This window comes from Acinetobacter zhairuonensis (assembly GCF_022601715.1).
GTDB lineage: Bacteria > Pseudomonadota > Gammaproteobacteria > Pseudomonadales > Moraxellaceae > Acinetobacter.
Genome location: NZ_JAKVIM010000009.1, coordinates 76,991 through 100,535 on the forward strand (window position 1 = coordinate 76,991; position 23,545 = coordinate 100,535).

Consider the following 23,545-nt stretch of genomic DNA (forward strand, 5'->3'; position numbering starts at 1 on the left):
TCAATAAAAAAAGACGGACTTATGAGTCCGTCTTTTTTTTATATAAATTCTATGTTTTAGAATTTATAGCCGACATTTAAACCGTAGGCGATAGCATTGTTGTCAGTAAATGTTCCTGCTTCAGAATGAGCTCCCGTAACGGCATCTGCATCACCCAACCAGTAATATTTTACGCCTGCACCGATGAAGTAATTTTCAGCAGGAGAGAAGCGTACACCAGTTCCCACACTCCAGAAGCCTTCTGTTGGACCCAGTGTAGTCACAGGATTGCCTGCACCAGAGTCCCAACCTACAGACACATTAGAACTCCAACGATCACTGAATTTACGCCCCAAACCTACAGTTGCAGAAATTTGGTCATCTTTATAATCAATCAGGTTAAAGCCATTTGGTTTATTAATACTAGGAAGTTTACCAACTTCATTCGAAAGTTTGCCAAAGTTATAAGGTTGAACTTTGAAGTTTGACCAGTCTACCCAGCGTACATTGGCAAATGCCACAGTATTTGCCATGATGCCTGTTTGAAAATCGATATTGACCGATTGTGGTGTAGTTAATTCAGTTTCACCACTTGAGGCATTTAATGCGGTCATCACACCATCAAGGGTTGCATTTCCCGTTAAACCTGCAAGCCCAAAATGCTCATAAGCATTCATTTTATGCTTAATTTCAGCACGATAAGTTACAGATGCTTTTAAGGCAATTTCAGGAATTTGATAAGCAACGCCAGCCAACCAGCCAACAGACTCATCTTCACCTGTTCTAAAATCATAACCATTTAGAACGCTATAGGTTTGGCCACGCAATAAAACTGTTCCATCTACCGTTTGATAAACTGCACCTGCATATAAGTTCCAGTTCTCATTTGGCTGGTAACCGACTAATAAATTTAGGTTTTGAGTATCTACAACAACTGATGTACCACCGTTAAATGGAACAGGGCGATTCTCTACAAAACCACTATCCCCTGAGTATTCGGCATCAGCACCAAAAGGCTGATCGTAAATTAAACCGACAGAGAAATGATCAGTTGCTTGAATTTTTAAAGCTGCATGAGGGAAGTAATAGTCACCAGCCATGTCACCCGTATGATTCCCATTTTTATCTTTGCCTGATACTTCTGGATCTAATACAGAAATACCTGCTTCAAAGTAGTTTCCTGGTTGCAGAAAAGCTGCAATAGATTGACCAGAACGGTCAAGACCCGCGGCAAATGTTGATGTAGTAGGAATAAGACTAAGTAAAATTGCTTTTTTGAGCACGCTAAGCTTCATGGATATTTTCCCTGATATCGCTTTGTAACTAAAAGTTAAGGGAAGGTAACATAAAATAAAAAAGAGTAAATGCACTACATTGTTCATTCATTGAACTAAGTCATGCACAGAAAGTACTTGAATAGAGTAAAAGTACTAATGTTTCGGTTGTATATTTATGATTTTTATATGAAAAATTAGAGTAGTTAATTAAATTTAAGAAATAATTTATAGCCGAACTAAGTGTTTAAATTAGAGACGCTTACGCGATTTGTTAAAATTGATTGATTGAATTTTGATATTTTTTGCCAAAAAAAGACCATCTCATAAGATGGTCTTTTTGAATCATGCTTTCAACTTAGAAGCGATAACCAAGTTTCAAGCCGTATGCGATCGCATCATTATCAGAGAAGTCGGCGACATATTCGCTGCCCCCAGCTTGAGCGCCAGTCTGTGCTTTGGCATCACCTAACCAGAAGTATTTCACACCACCAGCAATAAAGGTTGCAGGTGTTGGGCTATACTGAACACCTAGACCAAGGTTCCAGTAACCCTCTGTTGGACCAAGGGTAGATACAGGGTTACCTGCACCAGAGTCCCAACCTACGGAAACGTTACCCGCCCATTGTTCATTTAATTTACGACCTACACCCACATTTGCAGACCATTGGTCATCTGTATACTCTACAAGTGTAAAGCCATTTGGACGATTAACTAATGGACCTACAGCTTCTGCAACTTTGCCAAATTTGTATGGTGTAATCGAGAAGTCTTTCCAGTTCACCCAACGAACATTAGCAAATGCAACGGTATTTGCCATGATTCCTGTTTGGAAATCTAAGTTAACTGATTGAGGAGTAGTAATTGTTGTTTTACCATCTTTAATTGCGCTTAAAGTATCTTGACTAACACCAAGACCTGATAAAATGTTTGTTAATGCAGGGAAGTCAAGAATAGACAATGACTCCGCTGCGTTTGTGTCATGATCAATTTCAGAACGGTAGGTTAAAGAAGTTTTTAGTGCAATTTCTGGAATTTGATATGCAACACCCGCTAACCAACCTGTACCTGATGTTTCTTTAATCGTAGCATCATAGCCATTAAATAAACTATATGCTTGACCACGTAGTGAAACCTGTCCTTTTATCGTTTGATAAACACCACCAGCATATAAATTTAAGTTTTTAATAGGTTGGAAACCAAGAACTAAAGATAAACTCTGTGTATCAACTTCTACATTAGTACCGCCAGTACCTAAATAATTGTTAGCAGCACTGAGACCTGCAGAAAGTTGTTGGAATTGTGGGCTAGCCATCACTTGTTGCTTTGCAGCCGCAAGTGTTGTGTCATTCACAGGAATATTATTTGCTTGGAGTTGGGCGACTGCAGTTTTAGTTACAATGCCATCGACTGCTGATGCAGAAAGTACTGAATCTGTGCCAGGATTTGATACAAATACGTTATTGCCAGTGTATTCAGCATCTGCACCAAAAGGCTGATCGTAAAGAATACCAAAGGAGAATTTATCAGTAACTTGTAATTTTAATGCTGCACTTGGAAAGTAATAATCATTCGCCATATCGTCAATATTGCGAGTTGTAGGTGAAGTCCCACTTTCTTGACCCGATACATCTGGGTCAAGTACAGATATACCTGCTTCAAAATAGTTACCAGGCTGCAAGAAAGCAGACATTGATTGTCCTGAACGGTCAAGTGCCGCTGCAAATGCTCCAGCTGTTGGTAATGCTGCGAGAATCATTGCGGTAGTTAGCGCTTTTAATTTCATTCTTTCATCTTCCCTTGAGGTACACGATTTTTTAAGTATGTTTATGTAAAATCTGGAATTTTTTGGTAGGTCCGACCAAAATTATGTTGTTACTCCATGTGACAAAAATATCACAATTAAAATAAGAGTAAATGCTCTAGGAAAACTGGTTAGTTCAAAAAACAATCTAAATAGAGTAAAAAACCTATTTTTTACTGCGTGAATTATTATAATTATCTGAATTATAATGATTTATGGTATTAAATTCCAAATTATGAGTCGCAATTTAATTGGTTGAAAAATAACCAAAACTAGGTATTTATTTTTGATAAAAATGATGTATGTCACTCAAATAATTATAAAAATAAGACAAAATTCATAATAAGTACTTATTTTTAATAAGAATTTATTTAATTGTGAAGAGATCGTATAGTTTTTATATACGATCTCGGGTCATATTGGATCAAAAAATTAGTTGCTTGGTCTCGCAACATCACCATTTAATGTTTCAGGTAGGTTTAAGATTTGTAAGCCTAATTCTTCAATAGCGGCAGGCTTTGCAACAACTAATGCTGTATATCCTTCAGTTGTTTGGATGCTATTCACAACTTCAACATCATTATTGAGCTGGCTTGAAGGAGCTGGAACCTCTCCTTGACCTTGAACCAGATGTAACCAATGTTTTGGTTTGGCTTTGAACCAGAGACGAGCCACAATTTCCTGACCTAAATAACAGCCTTTATCAAAGTGAACGCCTTCACGTTGGTGCAAACGTAATTCCTGTGGCTGAAATTCGTGTTCGGTCGCTTGGCAGATCCAGGCTTGACCAGTTTCAATGGCTTGTAATTGCCAAGCTTGAATATCAGTTTCTGTCGCTGAAAACTCAGTATGAATATCGACAACTGTTGGAAACACGGTGCCAACTGCTTCGAGTTTCATTTTGGAAAATGCACCAAATTTCTTGATATGCTTCGCGAACTCTTCACTTTGATCTTGTGTGGTGATGATTTCAAAGCTTTCAGAATTAATTTTTTTGAGCCACATGCCAAAATGAATTCGACCTTTCAGATCACAAATTGCGGTATAGCGAGTTTGGTTTTCCATTAGACGTTCTACGTGAACCGTAACTTGACCTTGTAGAAATTTTTGCGCGTCTACACCAATAAGGGTGAAAGCCGTAAATGCAACAGTACTCATGAAATGCTCACTTCAACAATTTATAGAAGAATTAATTCGCTTAATTTTCCACTATTTTGCTCGAAATTGCACATCTGCTTTTACGGAATATATATAAAGAAAGGGGGGAGAGAAAATATATGAATATGCTGAAACATGTAGCAGCTTAATTTTTGTATACATGAAAAGTTTAATAAGCTGGAACTTACTAAGCAGATCATTGAATCAGTTAGCTTTATATAGGTCTGATTCATATGTGCATATTAATAAATGTTGTTAAATATTTTAAAGTCATAGATCAGACTGAAAAATGGATGTTAAAAATTTACAGCATTCTTGTGTTCAAAAAGAATTCATCCATCGAAGTAAAATCATAACCTTCACAAGGAAAGTCAAAATTAATTTGCCATTTAAAACTTATTGTTTCCACAAACAACACTAAGTTGACCCTGAATTATTCCTATTGTTTAGGCTTATGGCTATATCAAGCACCCAGTCCTATGCCACATCCCAACTGTTTTAGATGTCAGGTGATCGGAGTTACGGTTTATGCATTTATTGAGTGTAACTGAGAAGCTCGCAGTGCTAATACATGTTGTGCTGAAAAGTAGGCTTTGCATTTCAATTATGGATTTCTGACTATAGCTAAATTGACCTTGTCTTTGAGGTTGGTTTTCTAATTAAGCATATTACTAATGAATATTACACGTAGGGTTGATTCTGCACTTTCCACTCAGAAAGCTGATATTGCATTTATTGGAGATTCATTCATGTAGCCTGTATCTCATCCAACTAAGAGAAGGCAAAAACCAAACTAAAACTCGAAAAGTGAACTTGAAGCGAGTAAATTAGCGGCTGGTTTGGATGTGAAGTAAAAGCTATGGCAATCGCATGGGTACTGTTTACCATTATGGCTGCTTTTATGCAGGCATGGCGCAATGCTTTTCAAAAGCAATTGAGTACAACAGTAGATGTTTATGGAACAACCCTTGCTCGTTTTCTGTTTTCTCCCATCTTTGCTTTCAGCTATCTTGGATTTTTATATAGCCAACGTCCTGTAACGGCAGAGGTCAGTTTTTCCACGCAGTTTTGGCTGTATATTGTGATCGCAGGAATTAGCCAAATTTATGCGACAGCCTTAATGGTGAAGTTGTTCCAGCAAAAGAATTATGCGATTGGCATCGGGCTGGCAAAAAGTGAAGCCATTTTGGCAGCTTTAATAGGGGTAATTTTTTTACAAGAGCATTTAACCACTTGGGGCTGGTTAGGCGTTTTGATTGGTGCAATCGCCGTGTTCTTACTCAGTAAAGGAAGTAGCCAGACCGCCTTGTCCATGAAAACTTTAATGATCGGATTGGGCAGTGGGTTATGCTTTGCGGTTACTTCTTTATTGGTTCGTGAAGCCAGTCTTGAACTGGGAATGCTCCCGTTTTTACATCGTGCAGCTTGGGTACTGTGCATTTTAATCAGCTTTCAATGCATCATTATGCTGTTGTATTTGGGCTTATTTAGCCGAAAAACCTTATATCACATGGGGCAGCGCTTAGGGCTGACTTTTAAAGTCAGTGTGTGTAGCTTTTTGGCCTCATTAGGCTGGTTTAGTGCCATGAGTATGCAGACGGTGGCTTTAGTCAAAACACTGGGACAAATTGAAATCTTGTTTAGTTTGTTGATTTCGGCATTTTTCTTTAAAGAGAAATTAGCGCGTTCAGATCATTTGGGGTTACTTTTGGTGATTCTGGCAGCCATCATGGTGATTTGGGCATAGTCATTTATGGATACTTGAATGTGTTGGTGGTAAAAAAACGCAGATAATGCATAAAAATGAAATTAATAGCTGATTAAATTTTATTAAATGAAAAATAATTCTTAATAAATTTTATTTTATGGGAAAAAACCTTGAAAATGATTAAAAATTCAATTTTTAAGGGAAACAATCCCAGCCTAAACTGCCTACACTATATCTCAAGGGTGTGATAGGGATCGGAAAGAGTAGTTTGCTACCAGTTGCGTACAACGTGAGTGTAGTACTTACCCAAAAGGTCTCGATTCGGCTTAGGACGCTATAGACCAAAAGTTTATAGGCACAAGGTTATGATTTACAAAGTCATGGTTGTTGAAGTAAACCACTGATGTTTTCCCTTGACACCCTAAAAAATTTTTGAAGAATAAAATCTAATAAAAACATAATAATAATTTCCAGATTTCTCAGTTGTCAGTTCAAATGTCATTTCTTAAAGTATGCTTTTCTATCCGCAATTCTCTGCTTATATTTACAAATCAAGACGAAGTCTATTTCTCACTTTCAGTAACATAAAAGAATATCTCTACTAAAACTATGCCATAAAAAGAAGAGTAAAAATGAGCAGTAAAAGCCTAGATCAGCCCTTGAGTGATCAAGAGCTATTTAACCGATTACAACAACGCTTTGAGCAACATGCTGCAAGACATCCTGATCTGAGTTGGAGCGATGTGTTGCTTAAGCTGCAAGCACACCCTGAAAAAATTCAAACCTTGCACTGGATGGAGCAAACAGGGGGCGAGCCCGATCTGATTCAGTTTGAGCAAAATCAATACTTTTTTGTCGATTACGCAGAAGAAAGCCCGCAGGGACGCCGTAGTCTTTGTTATGACGCTGAAGCTTTGGCGGCTCGGAAACAAAATCCTCCACAAGATAGTGCGGTACATTTGGCAAATCAGATGGGTGCAGTATTACTGACCGAGCAGCAATATCGTGAATTACAACAATGGGGAAACTTTGATACTAAAACTTCAAGTTGGATTGAAACACCTACAGCCATTCGGGCATTGGGTGGCGCCTTGTTTTGTGACCGCAGATACGGTCAGGTATTCACGTATCATAATGGCGCTGAGTCTTACTATGCTGCACGTGGTTTCCGTGTGGCGATAAAGCTTTAGTTCAGCCAGATCAAATTTCAATTGAACATATAGAGGTGATGACCATGAATATGGAATTATTACGTCAAGCATTGTGTTGGTCTTTGGGCATTAATTATCTGATTTTATTGATTTGGTTTTTTGTTTTGATCTATGCCCGCGATTGGATGAGAAGTTTGCATGGACGTTGGTTTAATCTGAGTGAGCAAACCTTTGATGCCATGCATTATGGTGCGATGGCGGTCTATAAAATTTTGATCATCGTATTTAATTTAGTGCCTTTGATTGTTCTCTATATTATTTGATGAATTTTTATTCCCGCTTATGTGAGTCACTGTGGTGACTGCGAAGAAGATAAAAGTTGCTATGATGGGGGTAAAAGACCCAATAGAATTAAAATGATGATGGATAGACAAAACCAAACGCACCATTGTGCAGTGTGTAAAAAAACTTTTCCTTATAAAGCCTTAGTCTCTGGCTATGTGATTCGAGACGTGATTGGCGATGAAATTAAAAAAGATTATCCCGACTGGTCGGCAGACAGTTTTATTTGTCGACCTGATCTGACCCATTATCGTATTCAATATGTGCATGCACTGCTTAAATCTGAAAAAGGTGAACTGACAGACTTGGAACGTGAAGTGTTGATCAGCATGCAAAAACAAGAGCTCATTACGAAAAATATTGAGACTGAATTTGATCAACACTGGACGCTTGGTGAAAAGCTGGCAGATAAAATCGCCACGTTTGGGGGAAGTTGGACATTTCTCATTATTTTTGCCATCTTTTTAGTGCTCTGGATTCTGTTAAATACCGTGGTGTTACTGGTGCATCCAGTAGATCCTTATCCTTTTATTTTACTAAATTTGGTCTTATCCTGTTTAGCTGCCATTCAGGCACCAATTATTATGATGAGCCAAAATCGACAGGAATCCAAAGATCGCTTACGTTCACAACATGACTATCAGATCAACCTGAAAGCGGAATTAGAGATTCGGCATTTGCACGAAAAAATGGATCATTTATTGTCGCATCAATGGGAACGGCTGACACAAATTCAGGAAATTCAACTGGACTTGCTGACAGAAATGAACAAGCGACATTAAATCATGGATTTAATGTTTTCGTTTTTTAAGGCGATGCAGTGTGTCTGTGTAGGTAGGGAATTGTTTGAAATAGTCAGAATTGACAGTACTGTCCGAGCTTGATATTTTGCCCGCTTTGTTGGAATCCAAGTTTTCTTATGCCATTAAATGACCACTTTGTTTATACGCCGCCACAAGAACCGTTGCAGATTGTGTATGAAGATGCGGACTTGGTGATCATTAATAAACCAGCGGGATTGTTGTCTGTACCTGGTCGCTTACCAGAACATCATGACAGTGCCTATTTCAGAGTTTTAGCGCAGTTTCCTGATGCGAAAATTACCCATCGTTTAGACATGGCAACTTCAGGAATTTTAATGTTTGCCAAACACCGTGATGCTGAGGTTGCGGTCAGTAAAATGTTTCAAGCACGTACCGTAACCAAGCATTATCAAGCTTTGGTGCAAGGAAAAATCCAACAAGAAGGCAGTGTCGAAGTGCCGTTAATCACGGACTGGGAAAACCGACCACGCCAAATAGTACATTTTGAATTAGGTAAAGCGGCAAAAACCTTATTTCAAGTGATGGAATATGATGCAGAACAGGATATTAGCCGCGTACTGCTCACCCCGATTACTGGACGTTCTCATCAATTACGCGTGCATATGCAATATATTGGACACCCAATTACGGGGGATAAGTTATATCACCCTGACCCATTTGGCAGCCCATTAAAGCGTATGGCTTTACATGCCAGTCATCTCAAATTTACGCAACCCTTAAGCGGTGAGCTGGTGGATATTCAAAGTTTGCCTGCCTTCTAAAAATATCAATTTTAGGGCTTAAACTGTCATAAATTCATGCTAAATTACGTTTAATTAATAAGCAAAAAGCAGGGACATAAGAATGAGCCGTAATTATGAATTATTTCCAGATGATGATAACGGTAATGTACTTTGGCAGATGTATGAAGACGGCAATGACCTGACCGATCTGCATGAAATTGAATTTTCAATTGTGTTCACCACTCAAGAACAAGCGGATAAATGTGCTTTGCATTTGTTGCATGAAGAGCAAAAGGTTTCGCTGTTTCAAGAAGAAGTTAAAAATGATGGCAGTGATTTATGGGTGCTGAATATTCATGTCAATATGATTCCTGAATATCAGGATGTTCAAGATTTGGAAGAGTGGTTTGTTAAAATAGCTGAAATGTTTCAAGGTGAATATGACGGTTGGGGTTGTCTCAGCTATCTCTATGATTATGATGACGAATAATAAGATGTCTTAGTGGATGGCTGCTGTATAATTTGTACTCAAGTTATACATAAGTCTCCACTGCTTACCGTACACTAACAGAAGTAAATAATAAAAATATAGGTGTCCCATGTCGAATACGGTTCAATTACATCGCGTTTTTAATGCACCTCCTGAGCGTGTTTATCGTGCATTTACCACAGCAGATGCCTTGGTGAAATGGATGGCACCACATGGTTTTACCGCGCATGTGGAGTTGCTTGAAGTAAAGCCTGAGGGTAAATATCGCATGTATTTCACTAACTTTTCGACGGGCACACGGATTGGTTTTGGTGGAACCTATCATGAAGTAGTTCCAAATGAGCTGTTACGCTATACCGATCAATTTGAAGACCCCAACATGCCCGATTTGATTGAGGTCAAGGTTGAATTCAAGGTGGTATCAGTAGGTACCGAAATACAGATCACCCAATCAGGTATTCCCGATGTGATTCCAGTAGAGGCGTGTTATTTAGGATGGCAAGAGTCTTTGCAATTGCTGGCTCTTCTGGTTACACCTGAAATCCCTGACGGATCATAGGCAAGGACAATGCACACGTTTAGTAATTTCAAAGAAAGGGAGCAGAAAGCCAGAAATGCGATTTGGCAAAGCTATCTGCAAGACACTGCACGGGATAATCAGGTTCGTCTCTATGTTGAGCATCATTTGCAAGAAATTTCCCCAAAATATTGGCAACATCATACTGGGTTGACGCATCCCGATGCCAAACAAGTGATTGAGTTGTTATCAACCCAGCGCTTCCTCGATTTTCATTCCGTTGAAGAAAATGATGATTCAATTGATTTTAGTTTGCCTGAAAATGTCACGAACTATGTGTTGTGTGTCTCATTTGATGAAGATGGAAATGTTGAAGACATCAGTATGGAAAGTTAAATGAATTATTCATTTCAGCATCGGTAAGGAAAGCAATGCAGATTCAGATCAAGCGTGTCTATAGTCCTGTTGTAGCAGAAGATGGACTAAGAGTGTTAGTCGATCGTTTATGGCCAAGAGGCATGAAAAAGGAAGATGCCAAAATTGATTTGTGGACCAAAGACATCACACCTTCCACAGCACTCAGGCAGGCTTATCACCAAGATTTAATCGGCTGGGAAGAGTTTCGAGAAAAGTATTTGCTTGAATTGCAGCAGTATCCAGAAAGACTCACTGAATTACGAACTTTGGCTCAACAACACAAGCTGAGTCTAATTACCGCAGCAAAGAATGAAACGCAGAATCATGCTGTGATACTACAAGCACTGTTACAGCAAACAGAGTAAGTCATTGTTATAAGACAATGTGAAGACAGAATAACCATATGAAGTATAGGGTTTTATCCCACTTTCGAGTAAACTGGGTCACATTGAACTTCTTTCATTTTTTTCGAGTTTTTTATGTCTTTAGCTCCATGTCCAAAATGCCAATCAGAATATACCTATCAAGATGGCGACTTGTTGATTTGCCCAGAATGCTCACATGAGTGGCGAGAGGGTGAAGCGAACTTAACAGAGGAAGTGACCCAAATCAAAGACAGTAACGGTAATTTACTGGTTGATGGTGATACGGTCACTGTGATTAAAGATCTGAAAATTAAAGGATCATCTTCGGTTGTGAAAGTGGGAACCAAAGTAAAGAATATTCGTTTACTGCCTGAAGCCAGCGATGGTCATGATATTGATTGCAAAATTGATGGGATTGGTGCAATTAAACTGAAATCAGAATATGTGAAAAAAGTGTAATCACATGGTTCTACGTCACTGTTGATGGTCGAAGTTCTAATGAACAAGCTTTCATGCAGCAGTGACGGGTTAAAACATGCTATAACCCAGTTTTCACTGTTTGGGTTGCACGTAGATGCCACATATTCATTTGGAATATTCTGACAATTTAAAAGACTTTCATGCTCAACCTGTATTAATGGGGTTGAATCAAGCCTTGTTCGCGACAGGTCACGTTAAGGCAGCCGCGGACATTAAAAGCCGAGCGATTTGCCAACGTGATTATTTGATTGGTTTGGGTGAATCCAATCAAGCTTATGTTCATGCTAAGGTTTCCTTACTTTCTGGTCGTGATTTACAGACCAAAACAGAAATTTCGAACCAACTCCTTTTTACGCTACAACAGTTACTTCCCAAGCAGACCGATTTGACTGTGCAGCTTTGTGTGGAAATTTTAGAAATGGAAAAAGCCTGTTATGGGAAAACCATCGTAGCGGCTGATGTCGTCTGATTGCTCTGATCTATTTTTATTTGTTAAATACTGCCCCTGAATTGCATGGTTTTGGGGCAGCCTAAATCTTCATGATTCCTGCTGGGCGACTGTTTGATTAAAAATGCTCTTTTTTGTTGTCTAAAAGTCATTTATATTTCTTAGAACTTAAATAGTTTCAAGCAACAATAAATAAAGTGAAAACAACAAGAGGAATGAGAATATGTCTGGATGGTTCGAGCTGAGTCAGGCAAAAGATGGTCAATATCGCTTTGTACTCAAAGCAGGTAATGGGGAAGTCATTTTAACGAGTGAGCTGTATAAAGCCAAAGCCTCGGCGCATGTGGGCATAGAATCTGTCCATAAGAATAGTGCTGATGACAACCGTTATGAGCGTTTGACCGCCAGTAACGGCAAGCCGTATTTCAACTTAAAAGCTGCCAATCATCAGGTGATTGGGACAAGTCAGTTTTATTCTTCCGAACAGTCACGTGATAAGGGCATAGAGTCGGTCAAAAATAATGGCTCGGTCGAGACCATTAAAGACTTAACGGTTTAGCTGAATGCAGGATAAATTTTGAGAAGCATGTCCATCGACATGCTTTTTTATTGGCTAAGATTTATGAAAACTGATAGCGAAAGAAGGGCTTGGATGTCCGATAAAATTACAGCTTTATTCTCTAAATTATTTTAGCTATAGTTTTTATAGTGTGATGGGAATCACATGATGTAGGTTTGTGAAGGCTGTAGGGAGTGCGCCTTCTAAGACTGTGTATAAAAATGCAAATGTCTCTGATTGTTTTTAATTTGTATGCAGATGCGCTCAAGTCGTGATGCCATCAAATTCAGGGCTTATGTTGAAGAAAAGTAGATACACTGTAAAGGAATGACACGATGAGCATAGAAATTTCGGGTGATGAGCAAAGCGCCCATGAAGTCCTCGCGATGCTAAAACATTGGGATGAAGCGGTGGCAAACATGGATATTCAAGCTTTAGCAGATCTGTGTGTCGAAGAGGTGAGTTTAATCGATGTCAGTACCCATTTAACGGGTATTCAAGCTTACAAACAATTATGGAAGCGTTATTTACCCGTGAAAGTCGGGAATATTCGGGTTTATCGTGAAGCCATTAAAATGATTGCGCAACCTGAACTTGCTGTATTGCACTGTTTTTCCAAGGTCGATCAAATTGATGCAACCCCAAATTTAGAAGTTTTTTGGTGTCGAACCACGATTTGTTTTCAAAAAGTCGAAGGAGCATGGAAAGTCGCGCATCAACATATTTCTATGCCGATGCATTTGGAAACGGGAATGCCGATTTTACTCAGTGAAGTGAGTTAATGTTATAGATGATCAAGTCATGAGGCATAATAGATGCCTCATGACTTTTTTATAATACTTAGAGTATGGTCGGTTCTAATTTTTCTACAATTTCATGCAGTTGTTTAATTCGTTTCACTTCATCCCAGAGCAATTTTGCTTCAGGATAATGTTTGGACATCATACCCAGCCACTGCTTGTAGCGCCCCAGCATGCCAATTTCAGTTTTGGCAGGTCCATTAATAAAGCGGATCTGCAACGTGAGTAAGTCGTTCCAATTCAGTAAAGGCGTATCTGAATTTTGGCGAATACACAGGGTTAAATCGGGAGTGGTTACAGCACCACGACCAATCATTAAATCTTCACAGCCTGATTCAAGACGACACTGTTTGGCGTCGGCATTGGTCCATATCTCGCCATTGGCAATTACGTTAATTTTCAAGGCTTCACGAATTGGTTGTAACTGATCCCAAAATGCAGGTGGGGTATAGCCATCAGCTTTGGTTCGTGCATGTACAGTCACCCAAGCCGCGCCTGCATCTTCAATGGCATGTGCATTGTCGAGCATGAAATGACGGTCCATATAACCCAAGCGCATTTTTGCGGAAACAGGAATATGCTCTGGTACTGCATCACGCACGGCTTTGACCAATTCGTGTACCACTTCAGGTTCATCTAGCAATACAGAACCACCGCGGTGGCGGTTTACCGTTTTTGCAGGGCAACCAAAGTTCATATCGATGGCAGGTGCACCCAGTTTCACGGCACGAATGGCATTAGCAGCCAGCATTTCAGGATCATTACCTAAAAATTGTACATGCACGGGTGTACCCGCAGCTGTTTTTCCACCGTTCAGTAATTCAGGGCAAAACTGATGAAAAATATGATCAGGCAAAACTGAGTTGGTGACACGAATAAACTCGGTTACACACCAGTCAAAGCTGCCGACGGATGTTAAGACATCACGCATAATCGGGTCAGTTAAGCCTTCCATGGGTGCAAGGATGAGTTTCACGGTTCGAGTCACCAGTTAAATTTGAGAAACGGTGTTATACGCAAATCCGATCACGCTGTCTAGTCTAAGGTGTTTGGGTTAAATCGAAATAGTTTTCAATCTGTGTCTCCTCGATAAAGGCATCATCATGCGAAACTAAAATAACCGCCCCTGTAAAATCGCGTATAGCCTGTGCCAACAGTTGTCTTGAGTTGATGTCGAGATGATTTTCGGGTTCGTCCAGTAACAGTAAGTCCACAGGCTGTGCTGCGAGACTGATACACAGTAAAGCGACTTTGAGTTGTTCACCGCCACTGAGTAGTGAGATGGGAAGCAGAGCCTTATCTCGTCGAATTCGAAGTTGCCCCAATTGATTCCGACACTCCTCATCGGACAAAGACGGATTCAATAATTGTAAATTGTGTACCGCATTTAGTTCTGGATTCAGTAGGCTAAAGTTTTGATCTAAATATAACGATGCTCCACGCTTAAAAATGTCTCCCGATTGAACATGACTATGATTTTGAATGGCACAAAGTAGGGTCGACTTACCTGAACCATTTTGGCCGCGCAGTTGGATTTTTTCTCTGTTGTGTAAGGCGAAAGAAATAGGCGAGATAGAAAGTGCTGCTAAACCCACTTCTTTCAAACGAAGAATTTCACCTGTTTGTTTAGGTTGAAAATGGAAATCAAACTTTTGTGACTTAATCTGTTCTAGTTGCTGCTGTTTGTTTTTGAGCTCATCTTGCGCTTGTTCCTTTTGGCGAAGTTGTTGCTGCGCGACTCCCGATAAGGTTTGACTCGCACGTTCTTTTTTAAAGTCGAGTAGGATTTTTGCTTGAGAACCAGAGCTTCGTAATTTCTTCCCAGACTTTTGCCTTTTCTGAGCTTTCATGCGCTGCTCATGCTGTTGGACTTGTAATTGTTTTAGTTCGCGTTTCTCTTGCGAGATATTGTGTTGTAGTGCCTGCTGTTGTTGCTCTGCTTGTGACTGATACTCGGCATAGTTGCAACGGAAGTGTTGTAAACCAAAATCATTTAAAACATACGTATTGGAGATTTGATTTAACAATGTGCGGTCGTGGCTAATGACTAAACAGCCCGCAGGATGCTGAAGGATTTTTTGACTTAACCATGCACGACTTGCATGGTCTAAGTGATTACTGGGCTCATCAAGAAGTAAATAATGCTCAGTTTGTAAAAAAAGGCGACACAGTGCCAGTTTAGTTTTCTGACCTTCACTCAGTTGAGAAACTGAGCTAGATAGATCTGTAGGTAAGTTTGCACTTTCTAGCAATTTCAACCATTCAGTGGGTTGATGCCATGCATGTTCGACGCAGTCATAGTCTTCAAAGCTCGCAGTCGATTGTTCAATACGTTGAAAACTTGCATGTAAGTCAGCAATATTAAGGGCTTCGGCAAGCGTACAGTTGCTTAAACGCGCGAGCTGACTTAAGTAGGAAAATGGCATATGCCAAATCACTTCGCCACTCGCATAATTGGGCATGTGCGTCTGAGTGAGTAGCGACATTAATATTGATTTGCCTTGACCATTGCGTCCGATCAGAGCTGAACATTGGGCAGCGGGTAATTCAAAGTTTAAATGCTGAAAAAGTGGTTCATGAGCAAATTGAACGCTGAGATTTTTTACAGTACAGGCCTGTTGGGTCATTGAAGACTCCTTTATACAGGACATACAAAATAAATTTTTATAGAGATATAGAGTAGTAAATAAGTTTATTTTGCACGTCAGAAAACAAATAAAATAGATTTGACGGAAAATAAGACTTACTTCATTGGCGTTACTCTAAATTGGAAGAAGGGGAGTAAATATTTAGCCAGTATAACAGGTGGATAAAAAATGATCAATTTTATTATCTTTCTTATGTACTTAAGGTTTATCGATCAGTGCTATTGGTTAGGGAATATTGTCATACACTAGTCGAATCTTCCTGTAGATGTGAATACAACCCGCACGATTGGTTAAGTGAGGCTTTTGTGAGTGCGTGGATGAGTTTTAATGTTATTTCGCATAACGCCCACTTCATTAAATAGAAGGGGTAAGGATTTATTACAGAAAATATATTAGATAAGTGAGAACATTGTTATTTGTATTATTGAGGCTAATAGCAGGAATGTTATCTAAAATCCTAAAACTATTTAAAACTAGTCTCTTTACCTTAGCTGTGGGATGTAGTATTCATTCAAATGCATATGAAATAGAAGCAAATCAAAAAGATATTGAAACTGCTGTTAACCAGTCATTTAAACCACTTATGGAACAGTATGGTGTGGCAGGAATGGCGATAGGCGTCATCTATAAGGGAGAAAACTACTAACACTATTATGGTCTTCAATCTAATAATGATAATAAAAAAGTAAGTCATACGCAGCCATCGAATAAGATTGCTTTTGCTAAAATGAAAGAGCATAAGGTCGGTTGTTTTGATCCAGTAAATACCCCTAAAGCCCGAGCCAATGCTCGTAAAAATATTGATTTAGGACATCCACCATAAGCCAAAAGTGAAAAATGGTCAGAAGATCAATATCTGAAATGGGAAACCGATCGTCAGTTAGAAATGCAGCAGAATGCATTAAACGGTATGACTGCAAAAGATTATGAAAAAGGTCGGGAGCTGTTTAAACAGAATGGTCGGGGAAGTGGTCTGGATCAGGTTCAGGCTAGGCGTGATTACGAAACGAGATTAGCTGCTTCAAAATTTGAAGAAAACTTAGAAACAATAGATCCTATAAGTGCACGTAAAAAGGCTGATCAAGATTCAAAAGATATCATGTCAACCATGGCTGCACTCCATAATCCTGATCAGATATCAGCAGGAACTATGAGTGATGCGCCTATGGATATGGGCTTAAAGAATGTCAATTCATCAATTGGCAGTGGTTGGGGCAATAAAGCGGCAGGAGAGTCAATAAGTCGCGTCGATTCAATAGATGATGCGGTGAAAGGTGTTGATCCAAGTATAAAAGATACGACTAAACTCAATGTGAAATTAGAGAGATGTAAGTAATGGAATTAGATTCAAAAAAATTAGTTGATGAATTTCTTGTATTTTTTCAGAGTCATTTTTCAAGTATCGAAATCGATAAAAAACCAACGCCTGAATTTATAGCCCAACATGAGCATACTTTCCCTGAATATCTATTTTATATTTGGGATAAACTCGGTTTCGCATCCTTTGAAAATGGGGGGTTTTGGCTTGTTAATCCAGTGGATTATGAAGATATTTTAGAGCTTTGTTTAAAAGATACTAACTTTCCTGAACATGATGAGTTCTATGTCATCGGTCGAAGTGCTTTCGGTGAATTATATACTGTAGGAAAAAATACGAGGTCAAAATTAACCATAGATATGGTTAATTTAAGAATTTACCCAACTCTTCGAGACGATGAAAACAATACTGAGTTGGCTTTATTGAGATCTCTGTTATCTTCAATAACAATGGAAGGTTCAAAAAAGGCTATTGATATCTTTGATAAAAATGAAAATCTACTTTTTGAGCGATGTCTAACAAACCTAGGTGAAGTCAACGAAAATGAAATCTATGCTTTTGAGCCGCCAGCTGTATTGGGTGGACCACAAGTTATTGAGAACATAAGAAAAGTGGATTTATTCCAATATATTCCTTTTGTGGCCCAACTAGATAAATTCCAAGTCATGTTGGATATTGCTAAAGAAGTTGATCGTTTAGGGATTAAACAGGGGAGTTAAGTTTTCCTAAAATCAACATAATATACTTTATACGAAATAAACTATTTAGTGCATTTGAAATCAATGGATTACTGATTAAAGAAAGGCCTAATTTATATAAACTGGGCTTTTCTGTTGAATTTCCATGTTCTAGGCTCGCTTATTGATGAATGTGCCATATATTTAATAAGGCAAACTAATCAAAAAAGACTTTATTTCCCCAAAATCATTTCCAAGACAAACTTAGAACCGATAAAACCAACCGCTAAAAGAAAGAAACCGATCAGGGTAAAGCGAATGGCCTTTTGTCCACGCCAGCCAAATTTATAATGACCAATCAACAGTGAACCATATACAAACCACGAAATAATACTGAACGCCGTTTTATGCGCTAAATGCTGAGCAAAAAAGTCTTCAATGGTGAAGAAGCCAAACAGTAAAGCCACGGTTAAAAGAATAAAGCCAGTATGAATTAAATCAAATAATAACGATTCCATCGCCTGAAAGGATGGCAGTAGATTGACCCAAATACGCTTCTTTTGTTTATTTTTGAGTTCACGGTTTTGGAACCATAAAATGACGGCCTGAATGGTTGCCATCAGTAAAACCGCGTAAGCAGATAAAGACAGAATAATATGAATATCTAAACTGACCGAATGCTGTTCAATAAACTGGTCAGGCTTACTCAAGGCAAAGCCTAAAATGAGTCCTGTTGCTGCGACAGGAATACCAATCAAATTTAACGCCAGAATCGGACGATAAGTACTAAAAATGAGACTCAGCAGCAGCATCAAGCCTGAAGTAAAAGACATGAGTACAAAAACATCGTAATTTACCCCTAGTGGTGTAATCATATCGTGGTATAGCACCCCTGCATGTAGCAGCAGACCTAAACCTAAAATCACGCCAATAAACCAGTGGTTTGGTTCACGTTTCGACATTAAATGCAGGAATAAATACCAAAAAGAGGTGGTATAGGCAATTAAAGCCAAAATGGTATAAACCAAGGGAAGACTAATCATGTCAAACCTTTTTCAGGATGATGAATATTCATTTATATAAATTCGACTCGAACTACAGTATCCTATAGCATCTTATGCATAAATTTTCTATTTTAAGAAAGATTTTTTTGCTAATGGCTATTTTAAGCGGATTTTGCAATGTTTGATACCTTAACAGAACGACTCACGCAGAGTTTAAGAAATGTTACTGGCTCAGGGCAGCTAACCGAAGATAATATTAAAGATACGTTACGTGAAGTACGTATGGCACTTCTTGAAGCCGATGTTGCGTTACCTGTAACTCGTGAATTCATCGCGAAAGTTAAGGAAGAAGCATTAGGCCAGGAAGTGATGACGCAGTTATCCCCTGGGCAAGCCTTCGTTAAAATTGTTTATAACGAATTAACCAAGATGATGGGCGAGGCAAATGAAAGCCTTGACCTCGCAGCGAAACCGCCAGTGGTTGTACTTCTTGCTGGTTTGCAAGGTGCGGGTAAAACCACCACTGCGGCAAAATTAGCGCGTTTCTTACAAGAGCGCCAAAAGAAAAAAGTAGCAATGGTGTCTGCCGACGTTTACCGTCCTGCTGCAATCAAACAGTTGCAAACGGTAGCGGGTGAAGTTGACGCAATTTTCTTTGACTCGAATGCCAATGAAAAGCCAATTGATATTGCTAAGCGTGCGATTGAACAAGCCAAAATCCAGTTTGCGGATGTCTTGATTGTCGATACCGCTGGTCGTTTACATGTCGATGATGACATGATGGACGAAATTAAAGAGCTACACGCTGCAATTAAGCCAACTGAAACCTTGTTCGTGGTTGATGCCATGACAGGTCAGGATGCGGCAAATACAGCTAAAGCCTTTAATGATGCATTACCGTTAACGGGTGTAATCCTGACCAAGACTGATGGTGATGCACGTGGTGGTGCAGCTCTTTCTGTTCGTGCCATTACAGGTAAGCCAATCAAATTCTTGGGTATGGGCGAAAAGCTTGATGCCTTAGAGCCATTCCATCCTGAGCGTGTTGCACAACGTATCTTGGGTATGGGTGATGTACTTTCTTTAGTCGAAGAAGTTGAACGTAAAATCGACAAAGAGAAAGCCGAAAAAATGGCGAAAAAATTGCAAAAAGGCGGCAGCTTCAACTTTGAAGATATGCTGATGCAATTTGAGCAAATGAACAAAATGGGCGGCATGATGGGCTTCTTGGACAAGTTGCCTGGCATGAGCAATTCAGGCATTCAAGATGCAATTGCGCAAGCGAATCCTGAAAAGCAAGTGAAAAAAATGGAAGCGATTATTCAATCGATGACCATTAAAGAACGCCGTAACCCAGACTTGATGAACCCAAGCCGTAAAAAACGTATCGCAGCAGGTTGTGGTATGGATGTGGCAGAGGTGAACAAGCTCATCAAGCAACATGCGCAAATGGCGAAAATGATGAAGAAGTTTGCGAATCCATCGGGCATGGCAAAAATGATGCGTTCATTGGGTGGCTTGCAAAAGCAATTCGGTGGCGGTGGTGGCATGGGTCCACTATTTGGCAATAATGACCCGAAAAAATAATGGTTTGATGTCATGTTAAAAAAGGTGCTTGATGCACCTTTTTTAACATTTGAAAATTGCTATTTCAGCTTTTCACTGCTTCAGCTTGATGCTGAATGTAATGCTGTAACCCTTTTAACAATAAATCCGCTTCTACAATCGGCTGATACTGCTGTAAATGCTGAGCAAACAGCTCCGCATCGCCACCCGTCAGGACCAATTGACGCGGTGAGTGCTGCATGACTCGTTCAATGGTACTCAGTAAGCCTAATAAAATGCCATGATGCACGGCATCGATGGTATTGCGACCTGGACTGAGCTCTTCAAAGGCGGCATCAGGAATTTTAATGCCTTTGGTGTTTTGAATCAGCGAGTCACGTTGTAAGTACAGATTCGGCAGAATATAGCCACCTAAGTGTTGTAGTCCATCTGCTAAGTCAATGGTCAGAGCAGTACCGCAACTAATCACACAATAGTTTTGGCTGGCGTTATTCGCAACCGCTAAGACTTGTAACCAACGGTCAATTCCTAGCTGTTTGGGGTCATCATAGCCACATTTTAAGCCTGCATATTCAGTATGCACTTTGGCAAAGATCACGGGGACGGCCAAACGTTTCAGAATGGACTGAATACGTTGATTATTCTCTTGATCCAGTACCGATGAGACTCCGACTTGCTGAATGTTCAAACCTTGAAAGTGCTGGATTAAACCGAGCAGTAAGTCGGCAGGGGATTGCAAATGCAGTTCAGCTGCATGCTCCACAATTTGCTCGTGTTCGGTTATCCAATATTTGAGTCGGGTATTCCCAATATCAAGCCATAAACTTTTCATCACATCATCCTATTCGGTTGCTGTACTGAGTCGTAAACGACCTTGGTAAAAACTTTGGATACCTGCTTCGGTTTCTAGCAGTACCGCACCATCATCCTGAATGCCAACAAAAGTGCCCGAGCAACTGCCTGTACTGTGTTCAAACTCTACCGCTTGCTGTTGAAAGGCTGCGTAACGATTAAAGCGTGCGGCGAGGTTATAGCTTTGGTGATCAAACCACTCTCCTGCACGATGGATCGCTAGATACAGTTCGGCAATCAGATCAATACGTGAAGTCGCTTGCAGACCTAATTCGGTGAGCGAGGTGACTTGCTGATCAATGCTGTTATCAGACACAGGTGCAAGATTAAGCCCAACCCCAACAATCACTTGGTTCGGGCTAATCGGTTCAATTAGAATACCGCCCCATTTACCTTGTACGCTGTACAGGTCATTCGGCCATTTAATTTGCAAGTTCAGGGCTTCAAGGCTGGGCATGTGCAGAATATTCAAAGCAACTTCTAAAGCTAAACGCCCATCTATTGCTGTTCGAGTATTTAGCAATGTGCTTAAATACACGTTTCCTTCAGGTGACACCCATTGTCGTTGTCGCTGACCTCTCCCTTGCGTCTGTTGTGCGCTACAGACCAATGCACTGTGTATTCCTTTTTGTGCAATTTCCCGCACATCATCATTGGTTGATGTTGTGGTCGGTTTAAGCATCAGGACTTCAGGGAGTTGTTGAGCAGCCTGAAGTCGTTGTTGTAGTTGTCGAGTTTCTACATCCATTTGAATCTGAGCATAGTGGAAAATATTTATGGAGTTAATCATATATTTACTGATTGGTGCAATCGCAGGATTTACCGCAGGATTATTTGGTGTGGGTGGTGGTTTAATTATTGTGCCTATTCTCTATATTGTTTTTATCCAGCTTCAATATGATCCATCCGTGATTATGCACATGGCGCTTGGGACCTCATTGGCGACCATTATTGTGACTTCGCTCAGTTCTGTGTCAGCACATCATAAGCAAGGGGCTGTGTTGTGGTCGGTATTTCGCAATTTAGCCCCAGGTTTAGTGCTAGGTTCTTTTCTAGGAGCAGGAATTGCTGATTTGTTGCCAGGACAAGGTTTACAGCTGATCATTGGCTTCTTTGCCATTTGGGTGGCTTTTCGCATGTTCAAAGGTGCAAAAGCCCAAGTGGATACCTCTAAACATTTACCTCCGACAGCCAAGCAAATGCTTGCAGGTGGCGGGATTGGAGTTGCCTCTGCGATTTTTGGGATTGGTGGTGGTAGCCTCACCGTACCATATTTGAACCGTCATGGCGTGGTGATGCAAAAAGCGGTCGCGACTTCCGCGGCTTGTGGACTGCCAATTGCGCTTGCGGGAGCACTTGGCTTTATGTGGTTTGGTGCCAAAGCGCAGGTCAATGTACCGAATACCATTGGTTATATTCATGTTTATGCTTTTTTAGGCATTAGCTTGATGAGTTTTATCACTGCTAAACTTGGTGCGAAAGTTGCACATCAATTGTCACCTGAAATGCTAAAGCGATGCTTCGCAGGCTTGCTGACGACTGTAGGTGCTTATTTTATTTACCAAGGATTTGCAAAATTCTTCTGAAAATTATTGATGACTTTTGCTGTTTTAATTGGCTTTTTAGACATAATATTGTCTGACAAGGACATGGTGCAGGACTGCTGAAATCAGTTACAACGATTGCTTCAGTCGTGTGATGTATTGTGGATTGCATCTTATAAAAACAAGATAGGAAGAGTATGCAACAAGAAGAAATAGAAAGCCTGTCCGAGCAGATCGCCAAACATATTAGTGAGCAAATCATTAGTGGCGAACTGGTCGAAGGTGAGCGAATTCAGGAGTTAAGAATCGCCAAAGAGCTGGATGTCAGTCGCGGCTCGGTGCGTGAAGCTTTATTGATCTTGGAGCGCACGCATCTGATTCAGATTTTTCCACGACGTGGGGCAATTGTCTCAGAAATGTCGGCGCAGCAGGTGCGGGCACTGTTCGACAGTTGTGCCATGCTGTCTGGGCAGATTGTGCAGCGCATTGCGGACACTTGGCGCCAGCATGAAGTGGAGCAGTTTCAGCGCTTGATGGAGCAAATTCAGGAAGAATGCCGTCACGGGCATACTGAAAAATTCTATGATTTAATCTTTCAGTATCTGGCCAAGCAGCACGATATGGTGGCAAATCCTTATTTAATGAATTTCTATCAGGAGCTGTTGCCTTCGGTGCGTCGTAGTTACTTCTTAACCCTAAATACCTCAAGAAGAGAGTTACAAGAGTCGTTCGAGTTGTTTAAACTGGTGAGTGATGCAATTTTAATCCGAAAATCACAACAAGCCACTTTATTTATGGATGATTTTTGTCGACACTTGCGTAACTTGGTGTTGGAATCTCTAACACGCATGAAACAAATCGAATTAGCATGGGCGCGTCGTTCACGACGTTAATCAGG

The 23,545-nt window shown here is 40.0% G+C and carries 27 protein-coding genes; 19 read left to right on the top strand and 8 right to left on the bottom strand.

From position 1 onward, the window contains the following. Positions 1-56 precede the first annotated feature (56 nt). The 3 genes from MKI85_RS08970 to ygfZ form a co-directional block, all read right to left on the bottom strand. The gene (locus MKI85_RS08970; RefSeq protein ID WP_241626995.1) at positions 57-1,274 is read right to left on the bottom strand and encodes an OmpP1/FadL family transporter; all 1,218 of its coding nucleotides are present in this window, start codon (positions 1,272-1,274) and stop codon (positions 57-59) included. 337 nt (positions 1,275-1,611) lie between these two features. Next, complete coding sequence (locus MKI85_RS08975) at positions 1,612-3,039, bottom strand: outer membrane protein transport protein (protein ID WP_241626997.1); 1,428 nt, start codon at positions 3,037-3,039, stop codon at positions 1,612-1,614. A 450-nt stretch (positions 3,040-3,489) separates the two neighbouring features. Further along, positions 3,490-4,215, bottom strand: a complete 726-nt coding sequence (gene ygfZ / locus MKI85_RS08980) for a CAF17-like 4Fe-4S cluster assembly/insertion protein YgfZ (RefSeq protein WP_241626999.1) — start codon at positions 4,213-4,215, stop codon at positions 3,490-3,492. 859 nt (positions 4,216-5,074) lie between these two features. Between ygfZ and MKI85_RS08985 the strand changes: the two genes are divergently transcribed. The 13 genes from MKI85_RS08985 to MKI85_RS09045 all read left to right on the top strand — a co-directional run bounded on the left by MKI85_RS08985 (position 5,075) and on the right by MKI85_RS09045 (position 13,020). Then, positions 5,075-5,962 (top strand): DMT family transporter, encoded by an 888-nt coding sequence (locus tag MKI85_RS08985; protein ID WP_241627001.1) that lies wholly within the window; start codon positions 5,075-5,077, stop codon positions 5,960-5,962. Between the two features lie 593 nt (positions 5,963-6,555). Next, on the top strand, positions 6,556-7,113 hold the full coding sequence (locus MKI85_RS08990) for a DUF4256 domain-containing protein (RefSeq protein WP_241627003.1): 558 nt from the start codon (positions 6,556-6,558) through the stop codon (positions 7,111-7,113). Between the two features lie 44 nt (positions 7,114-7,157). Further along, a complete protein-coding gene (locus MKI85_RS08995) occupies positions 7,158-7,397 on the top strand; it encodes a DUF6868 family protein (RefSeq protein ID WP_241627005.1) in 240 nt (79 codons plus the stop codon). Positions 7,398-7,496: 99 nt separating this feature from the next. Beyond that, entirely contained in the window at positions 7,497-8,198 is a 702-nt protein-coding gene (locus MKI85_RS09000; protein ID WP_241627113.1) for a DUF1003 domain-containing protein, read from the top strand. Positions 8,199-8,335: 137 nt separating this feature from the next. Then, positions 8,336-9,001, top strand: a complete 666-nt coding sequence (locus MKI85_RS09005) for an RluA family pseudouridine synthase (protein ID WP_241627006.1) — start codon at positions 8,336-8,338, stop codon at positions 8,999-9,001. An 82-nt stretch (positions 9,002-9,083) separates the two neighbouring features. Continuing rightward, a complete protein-coding gene (locus MKI85_RS09010) occupies positions 9,084-9,452 on the top strand; it encodes a ribonuclease E inhibitor RraB (RefSeq protein WP_100242196.1) in 369 nt (122 codons plus the stop codon). Positions 9,453-9,561: 109 nt separating this feature from the next. After that, entirely contained in the window at positions 9,562-10,011 is a 450-nt protein-coding gene (locus MKI85_RS09015) for an SRPBCC family protein (protein ID WP_241627008.1), read from the top strand. A 9-nt stretch (positions 10,012-10,020) separates the two neighbouring features. Continuing rightward, entirely contained in the window at positions 10,021-10,365 is a 345-nt protein-coding gene (locus tag MKI85_RS09020) for a DUF2004 domain-containing protein (protein WP_241627011.1), read from the top strand. A gap of 35 nt (positions 10,366-10,400) precedes the next feature. Further along, positions 10,401-10,751, top strand: a complete 351-nt coding sequence (locus MKI85_RS09025) for a DUF488 domain-containing protein (RefSeq protein WP_241627013.1) — start codon at positions 10,401-10,403, stop codon at positions 10,749-10,751. Between the two features lie 114 nt (positions 10,752-10,865). Continuing rightward, the gene (locus MKI85_RS09030; RefSeq protein WP_241627015.1) at positions 10,866-11,210 is read left to right on the top strand and encodes a zinc ribbon domain-containing protein YjdM; all 345 of its coding nucleotides are present in this window, start codon (positions 10,866-10,868) and stop codon (positions 11,208-11,210) included. Positions 11,211-11,325: 115 nt separating this feature from the next. Further along, positions 11,326-11,700, top strand: a complete 375-nt coding sequence (locus MKI85_RS09035) for a 5-carboxymethyl-2-hydroxymuconate Delta-isomerase (RefSeq protein WP_241627017.1) — start codon at positions 11,326-11,328, stop codon at positions 11,698-11,700. Between the two features lie 202 nt (positions 11,701-11,902). Beyond that, complete coding sequence (locus MKI85_RS09040) at positions 11,903-12,238, top strand: YegP family protein (protein WP_241627019.1); 336 nt, start codon at positions 11,903-11,905, stop codon at positions 12,236-12,238. 335 nt (positions 12,239-12,573) lie between these two features. Continuing rightward, positions 12,574-13,020, top strand: a complete 447-nt coding sequence (locus MKI85_RS09045) for a YybH family protein (protein ID WP_241627020.1) — start codon at positions 12,574-12,576, stop codon at positions 13,018-13,020. A gap of 58 nt (positions 13,021-13,078) precedes the next feature. On the opposite strand, the gene MKI85_RS09050 is transcribed toward MKI85_RS09045, so the two are convergent. Together MKI85_RS09050 and MKI85_RS09055 are read right to left on the bottom strand one after the other, a co-directional pair. Continuing rightward, positions 13,079-14,014: a tRNA dihydrouridine synthase gene (locus MKI85_RS09050; RefSeq protein ID WP_241627022.1), complete on the bottom strand. Its 936-nt coding sequence runs from the start codon at positions 14,012-14,014 to the stop codon at positions 13,079-13,081. 64 nt (positions 14,015-14,078) lie between these two features. Beyond that, positions 14,079-15,665, bottom strand: a complete 1,587-nt coding sequence (locus MKI85_RS09055) for an ATP-binding cassette domain-containing protein (RefSeq protein ID WP_241627024.1) — start codon at positions 15,663-15,665, stop codon at positions 14,079-14,081. A 463-nt stretch (positions 15,666-16,128) separates the two neighbouring features. Here MKI85_RS09055 and MKI85_RS09060 point away from each other — a divergent pair, with 463 nt between their 5' ends. From MKI85_RS09060 to MKI85_RS09070, 3 genes are all read left to right on the top strand, one after another. Next, positions 16,129-16,332, top strand: a complete 204-nt coding sequence (locus MKI85_RS09060; protein WP_241627027.1) for a hypothetical protein — start codon at positions 16,129-16,131, stop codon at positions 16,330-16,332. A 210-nt stretch (positions 16,333-16,542) separates the two neighbouring features. Beyond that, positions 16,543-17,022 carry a polymorphic toxin type 15 domain-containing protein gene (locus tag MKI85_RS09065; RefSeq protein ID WP_281070031.1) on the top strand — a complete coding sequence of 160 codons (480 nt, stop codon included), beginning with the start codon at positions 16,543-16,545 and terminating at the stop codon, positions 17,020-17,022. Beyond that, positions 17,022-17,723 (top strand): GAD-like domain-containing protein, encoded by a 702-nt coding sequence (locus MKI85_RS09070; RefSeq protein WP_241627031.1) that lies wholly within the window; start codon positions 17,022-17,024, stop codon positions 17,721-17,723. The genes MKI85_RS09065 and MKI85_RS09070 overlap by 1 nt, the downstream gene beginning before the upstream one ends. Before the next feature lie 191 nt (positions 17,724-17,914). On the opposite strand, the gene MKI85_RS09075 is transcribed toward MKI85_RS09070, so the two are convergent. Then, entirely contained in the window at positions 17,915-18,724 is an 810-nt protein-coding gene (locus MKI85_RS09075; protein ID WP_241627033.1) for a cytochrome C assembly family protein, read from the bottom strand. A gap of 138 nt (positions 18,725-18,862) precedes the next feature. On the opposite strand from MKI85_RS09075, the gene ffh reads away from it, so the two are divergent. Next, positions 18,863-20,272, top strand: a complete 1,410-nt coding sequence (ffh, locus tag MKI85_RS09080; RefSeq protein ID WP_241627035.1) for a signal recognition particle protein — start codon at positions 18,863-18,865, stop codon at positions 20,270-20,272. Positions 20,273-20,336: 64 nt separating this feature from the next. Here the strand turns inward: ffh and MKI85_RS09085 are convergent, their stop codons facing one another. Next, complete coding sequence (locus MKI85_RS09085) at positions 20,337-21,083, bottom strand: pantothenate kinase (protein ID WP_241627037.1); 747 nt, start codon at positions 21,081-21,083, stop codon at positions 20,337-20,339. A gap of 9 nt (positions 21,084-21,092) precedes the next feature. Next, entirely contained in the window at positions 21,093-21,851 is a 759-nt protein-coding gene (locus tag MKI85_RS09090; RefSeq protein ID WP_241627114.1) for a biotin--[acetyl-CoA-carboxylase] ligase, read from the bottom strand. A gap of 28 nt (positions 21,852-21,879) precedes the next feature. Between MKI85_RS09090 and MKI85_RS09095 the strand changes: the two genes are divergently transcribed. Next, positions 21,880-22,689, top strand: a complete 810-nt coding sequence (locus tag MKI85_RS09095; protein ID WP_241627039.1) for a sulfite exporter TauE/SafE family protein — start codon at positions 21,880-21,882, stop codon at positions 22,687-22,689. Between the two features lie 155 nt (positions 22,690-22,844). Beyond that, a complete protein-coding gene (locus tag MKI85_RS09100) occupies positions 22,845-23,540 on the top strand; it encodes a GntR family transcriptional regulator (protein ID WP_241627041.1) in 696 nt (231 codons plus the stop codon). The last annotated feature ends 5 nt before the right edge of the window (positions 23,541-23,545 follow it).

Bases quoted from the DNA above. Each gene is read 5' to 3' on its own strand.
- MKI85_RS08970 (WP_241626995.1), bottom strand. From the start codon at position 1,274: ATGAAGCTTAGCGTGCTCAAAAAAGCAATTTTACTTAGTCTTATTCCT.
- MKI85_RS08975 (WP_241626997.1), bottom strand. From the start codon at position 3,039: ATGAAATTAAAAGCGCTAACTACCGCAATGATTCTCGCAGCATTACCA.
- ygfZ (WP_241626999.1), bottom strand. From the start codon at position 4,215: ATGAGTACTGTTGCATTTACGGCTTTCACCCTTATTGGTGTAGACGCG.
- MKI85_RS08985 (WP_241627001.1), top strand. From the start codon at position 5,075: ATGGCAATCGCATGGGTACTGTTTACCATTATGGCTGCTTTTATGCAG.
- MKI85_RS08990 (WP_241627003.1), top strand. From the start codon at position 6,556: ATGAGCAGTAAAAGCCTAGATCAGCCCTTGAGTGATCAAGAGCTATTT.
- MKI85_RS08995 (WP_241627005.1), top strand. From the start codon at position 7,158: ATGAATATGGAATTATTACGTCAAGCATTGTGTTGGTCTTTGGGCATT.
- MKI85_RS09000 (WP_241627113.1), top strand. From the start codon at position 7,497: ATGGATAGACAAAACCAAACGCACCATTGTGCAGTGTGTAAAAAAACT.
- MKI85_RS09005 (WP_241627006.1), top strand. From the start codon at position 8,336: ATGCCATTAAATGACCACTTTGTTTATACGCCGCCACAAGAACCGTTG.
- MKI85_RS09010 (WP_100242196.1), top strand. From the start codon at position 9,084: ATGAGCCGTAATTATGAATTATTTCCAGATGATGATAACGGTAATGTA.
- MKI85_RS09015 (WP_241627008.1), top strand. From the start codon at position 9,562: ATGTCGAATACGGTTCAATTACATCGCGTTTTTAATGCACCTCCTGAG.
- MKI85_RS09020 (WP_241627011.1), top strand. From the start codon at position 10,021: ATGCACACGTTTAGTAATTTCAAAGAAAGGGAGCAGAAAGCCAGAAAT.
- MKI85_RS09025 (WP_241627013.1), top strand. From the start codon at position 10,401: ATGCAGATTCAGATCAAGCGTGTCTATAGTCCTGTTGTAGCAGAAGAT.
- MKI85_RS09030 (WP_241627015.1), top strand. From the start codon at position 10,866: ATGTCTTTAGCTCCATGTCCAAAATGCCAATCAGAATATACCTATCAA.
- MKI85_RS09035 (WP_241627017.1), top strand. From the start codon at position 11,326: ATGCCACATATTCATTTGGAATATTCTGACAATTTAAAAGACTTTCAT.
- MKI85_RS09040 (WP_241627019.1), top strand. From the start codon at position 11,903: ATGTCTGGATGGTTCGAGCTGAGTCAGGCAAAAGATGGTCAATATCGC.
- MKI85_RS09045 (WP_241627020.1), top strand. From the start codon at position 12,574: ATGAGCATAGAAATTTCGGGTGATGAGCAAAGCGCCCATGAAGTCCTC.
- MKI85_RS09055 (WP_241627024.1), bottom strand. From the start codon at position 15,665: ATGACCCAACAGGCCTGTACTGTAAAAAATCTCAGCGTTCAATTTGCT.
- MKI85_RS09060 (WP_241627027.1), top strand. From the start codon at position 16,129: ATGTTATCTAAAATCCTAAAACTATTTAAAACTAGTCTCTTTACCTTA.
- MKI85_RS09070 (WP_241627031.1), top strand. From the start codon at position 17,022: ATGGAATTAGATTCAAAAAAATTAGTTGATGAATTTCTTGTATTTTTT.
- MKI85_RS09075 (WP_241627033.1), bottom strand. From the start codon at position 18,724: ATGATTAGTCTTCCCTTGGTTTATACCATTTTGGCTTTAATTGCCTAT.
- ffh (WP_241627035.1), top strand. From the start codon at position 18,863: ATGTTTGATACCTTAACAGAACGACTCACGCAGAGTTTAAGAAATGTT.
- MKI85_RS09085 (WP_241627037.1), bottom strand. From the start codon at position 21,083: ATGAAAAGTTTATGGCTTGATATTGGGAATACCCGACTCAAATATTGG.
- MKI85_RS09090 (WP_241627114.1), bottom strand. From the start codon at position 21,851: ATGGATGTAGAAACTCGACAACTACAACAACGACTTCAGGCTGCTCAA.
- MKI85_RS09095 (WP_241627039.1), top strand. From the start codon at position 21,880: ATGGAGTTAATCATATATTTACTGATTGGTGCAATCGCAGGATTTACC.
- MKI85_RS09100 (WP_241627041.1), top strand. From the start codon at position 22,845: ATGCAACAAGAAGAAATAGAAAGCCTGTCCGAGCAGATCGCCAAACAT.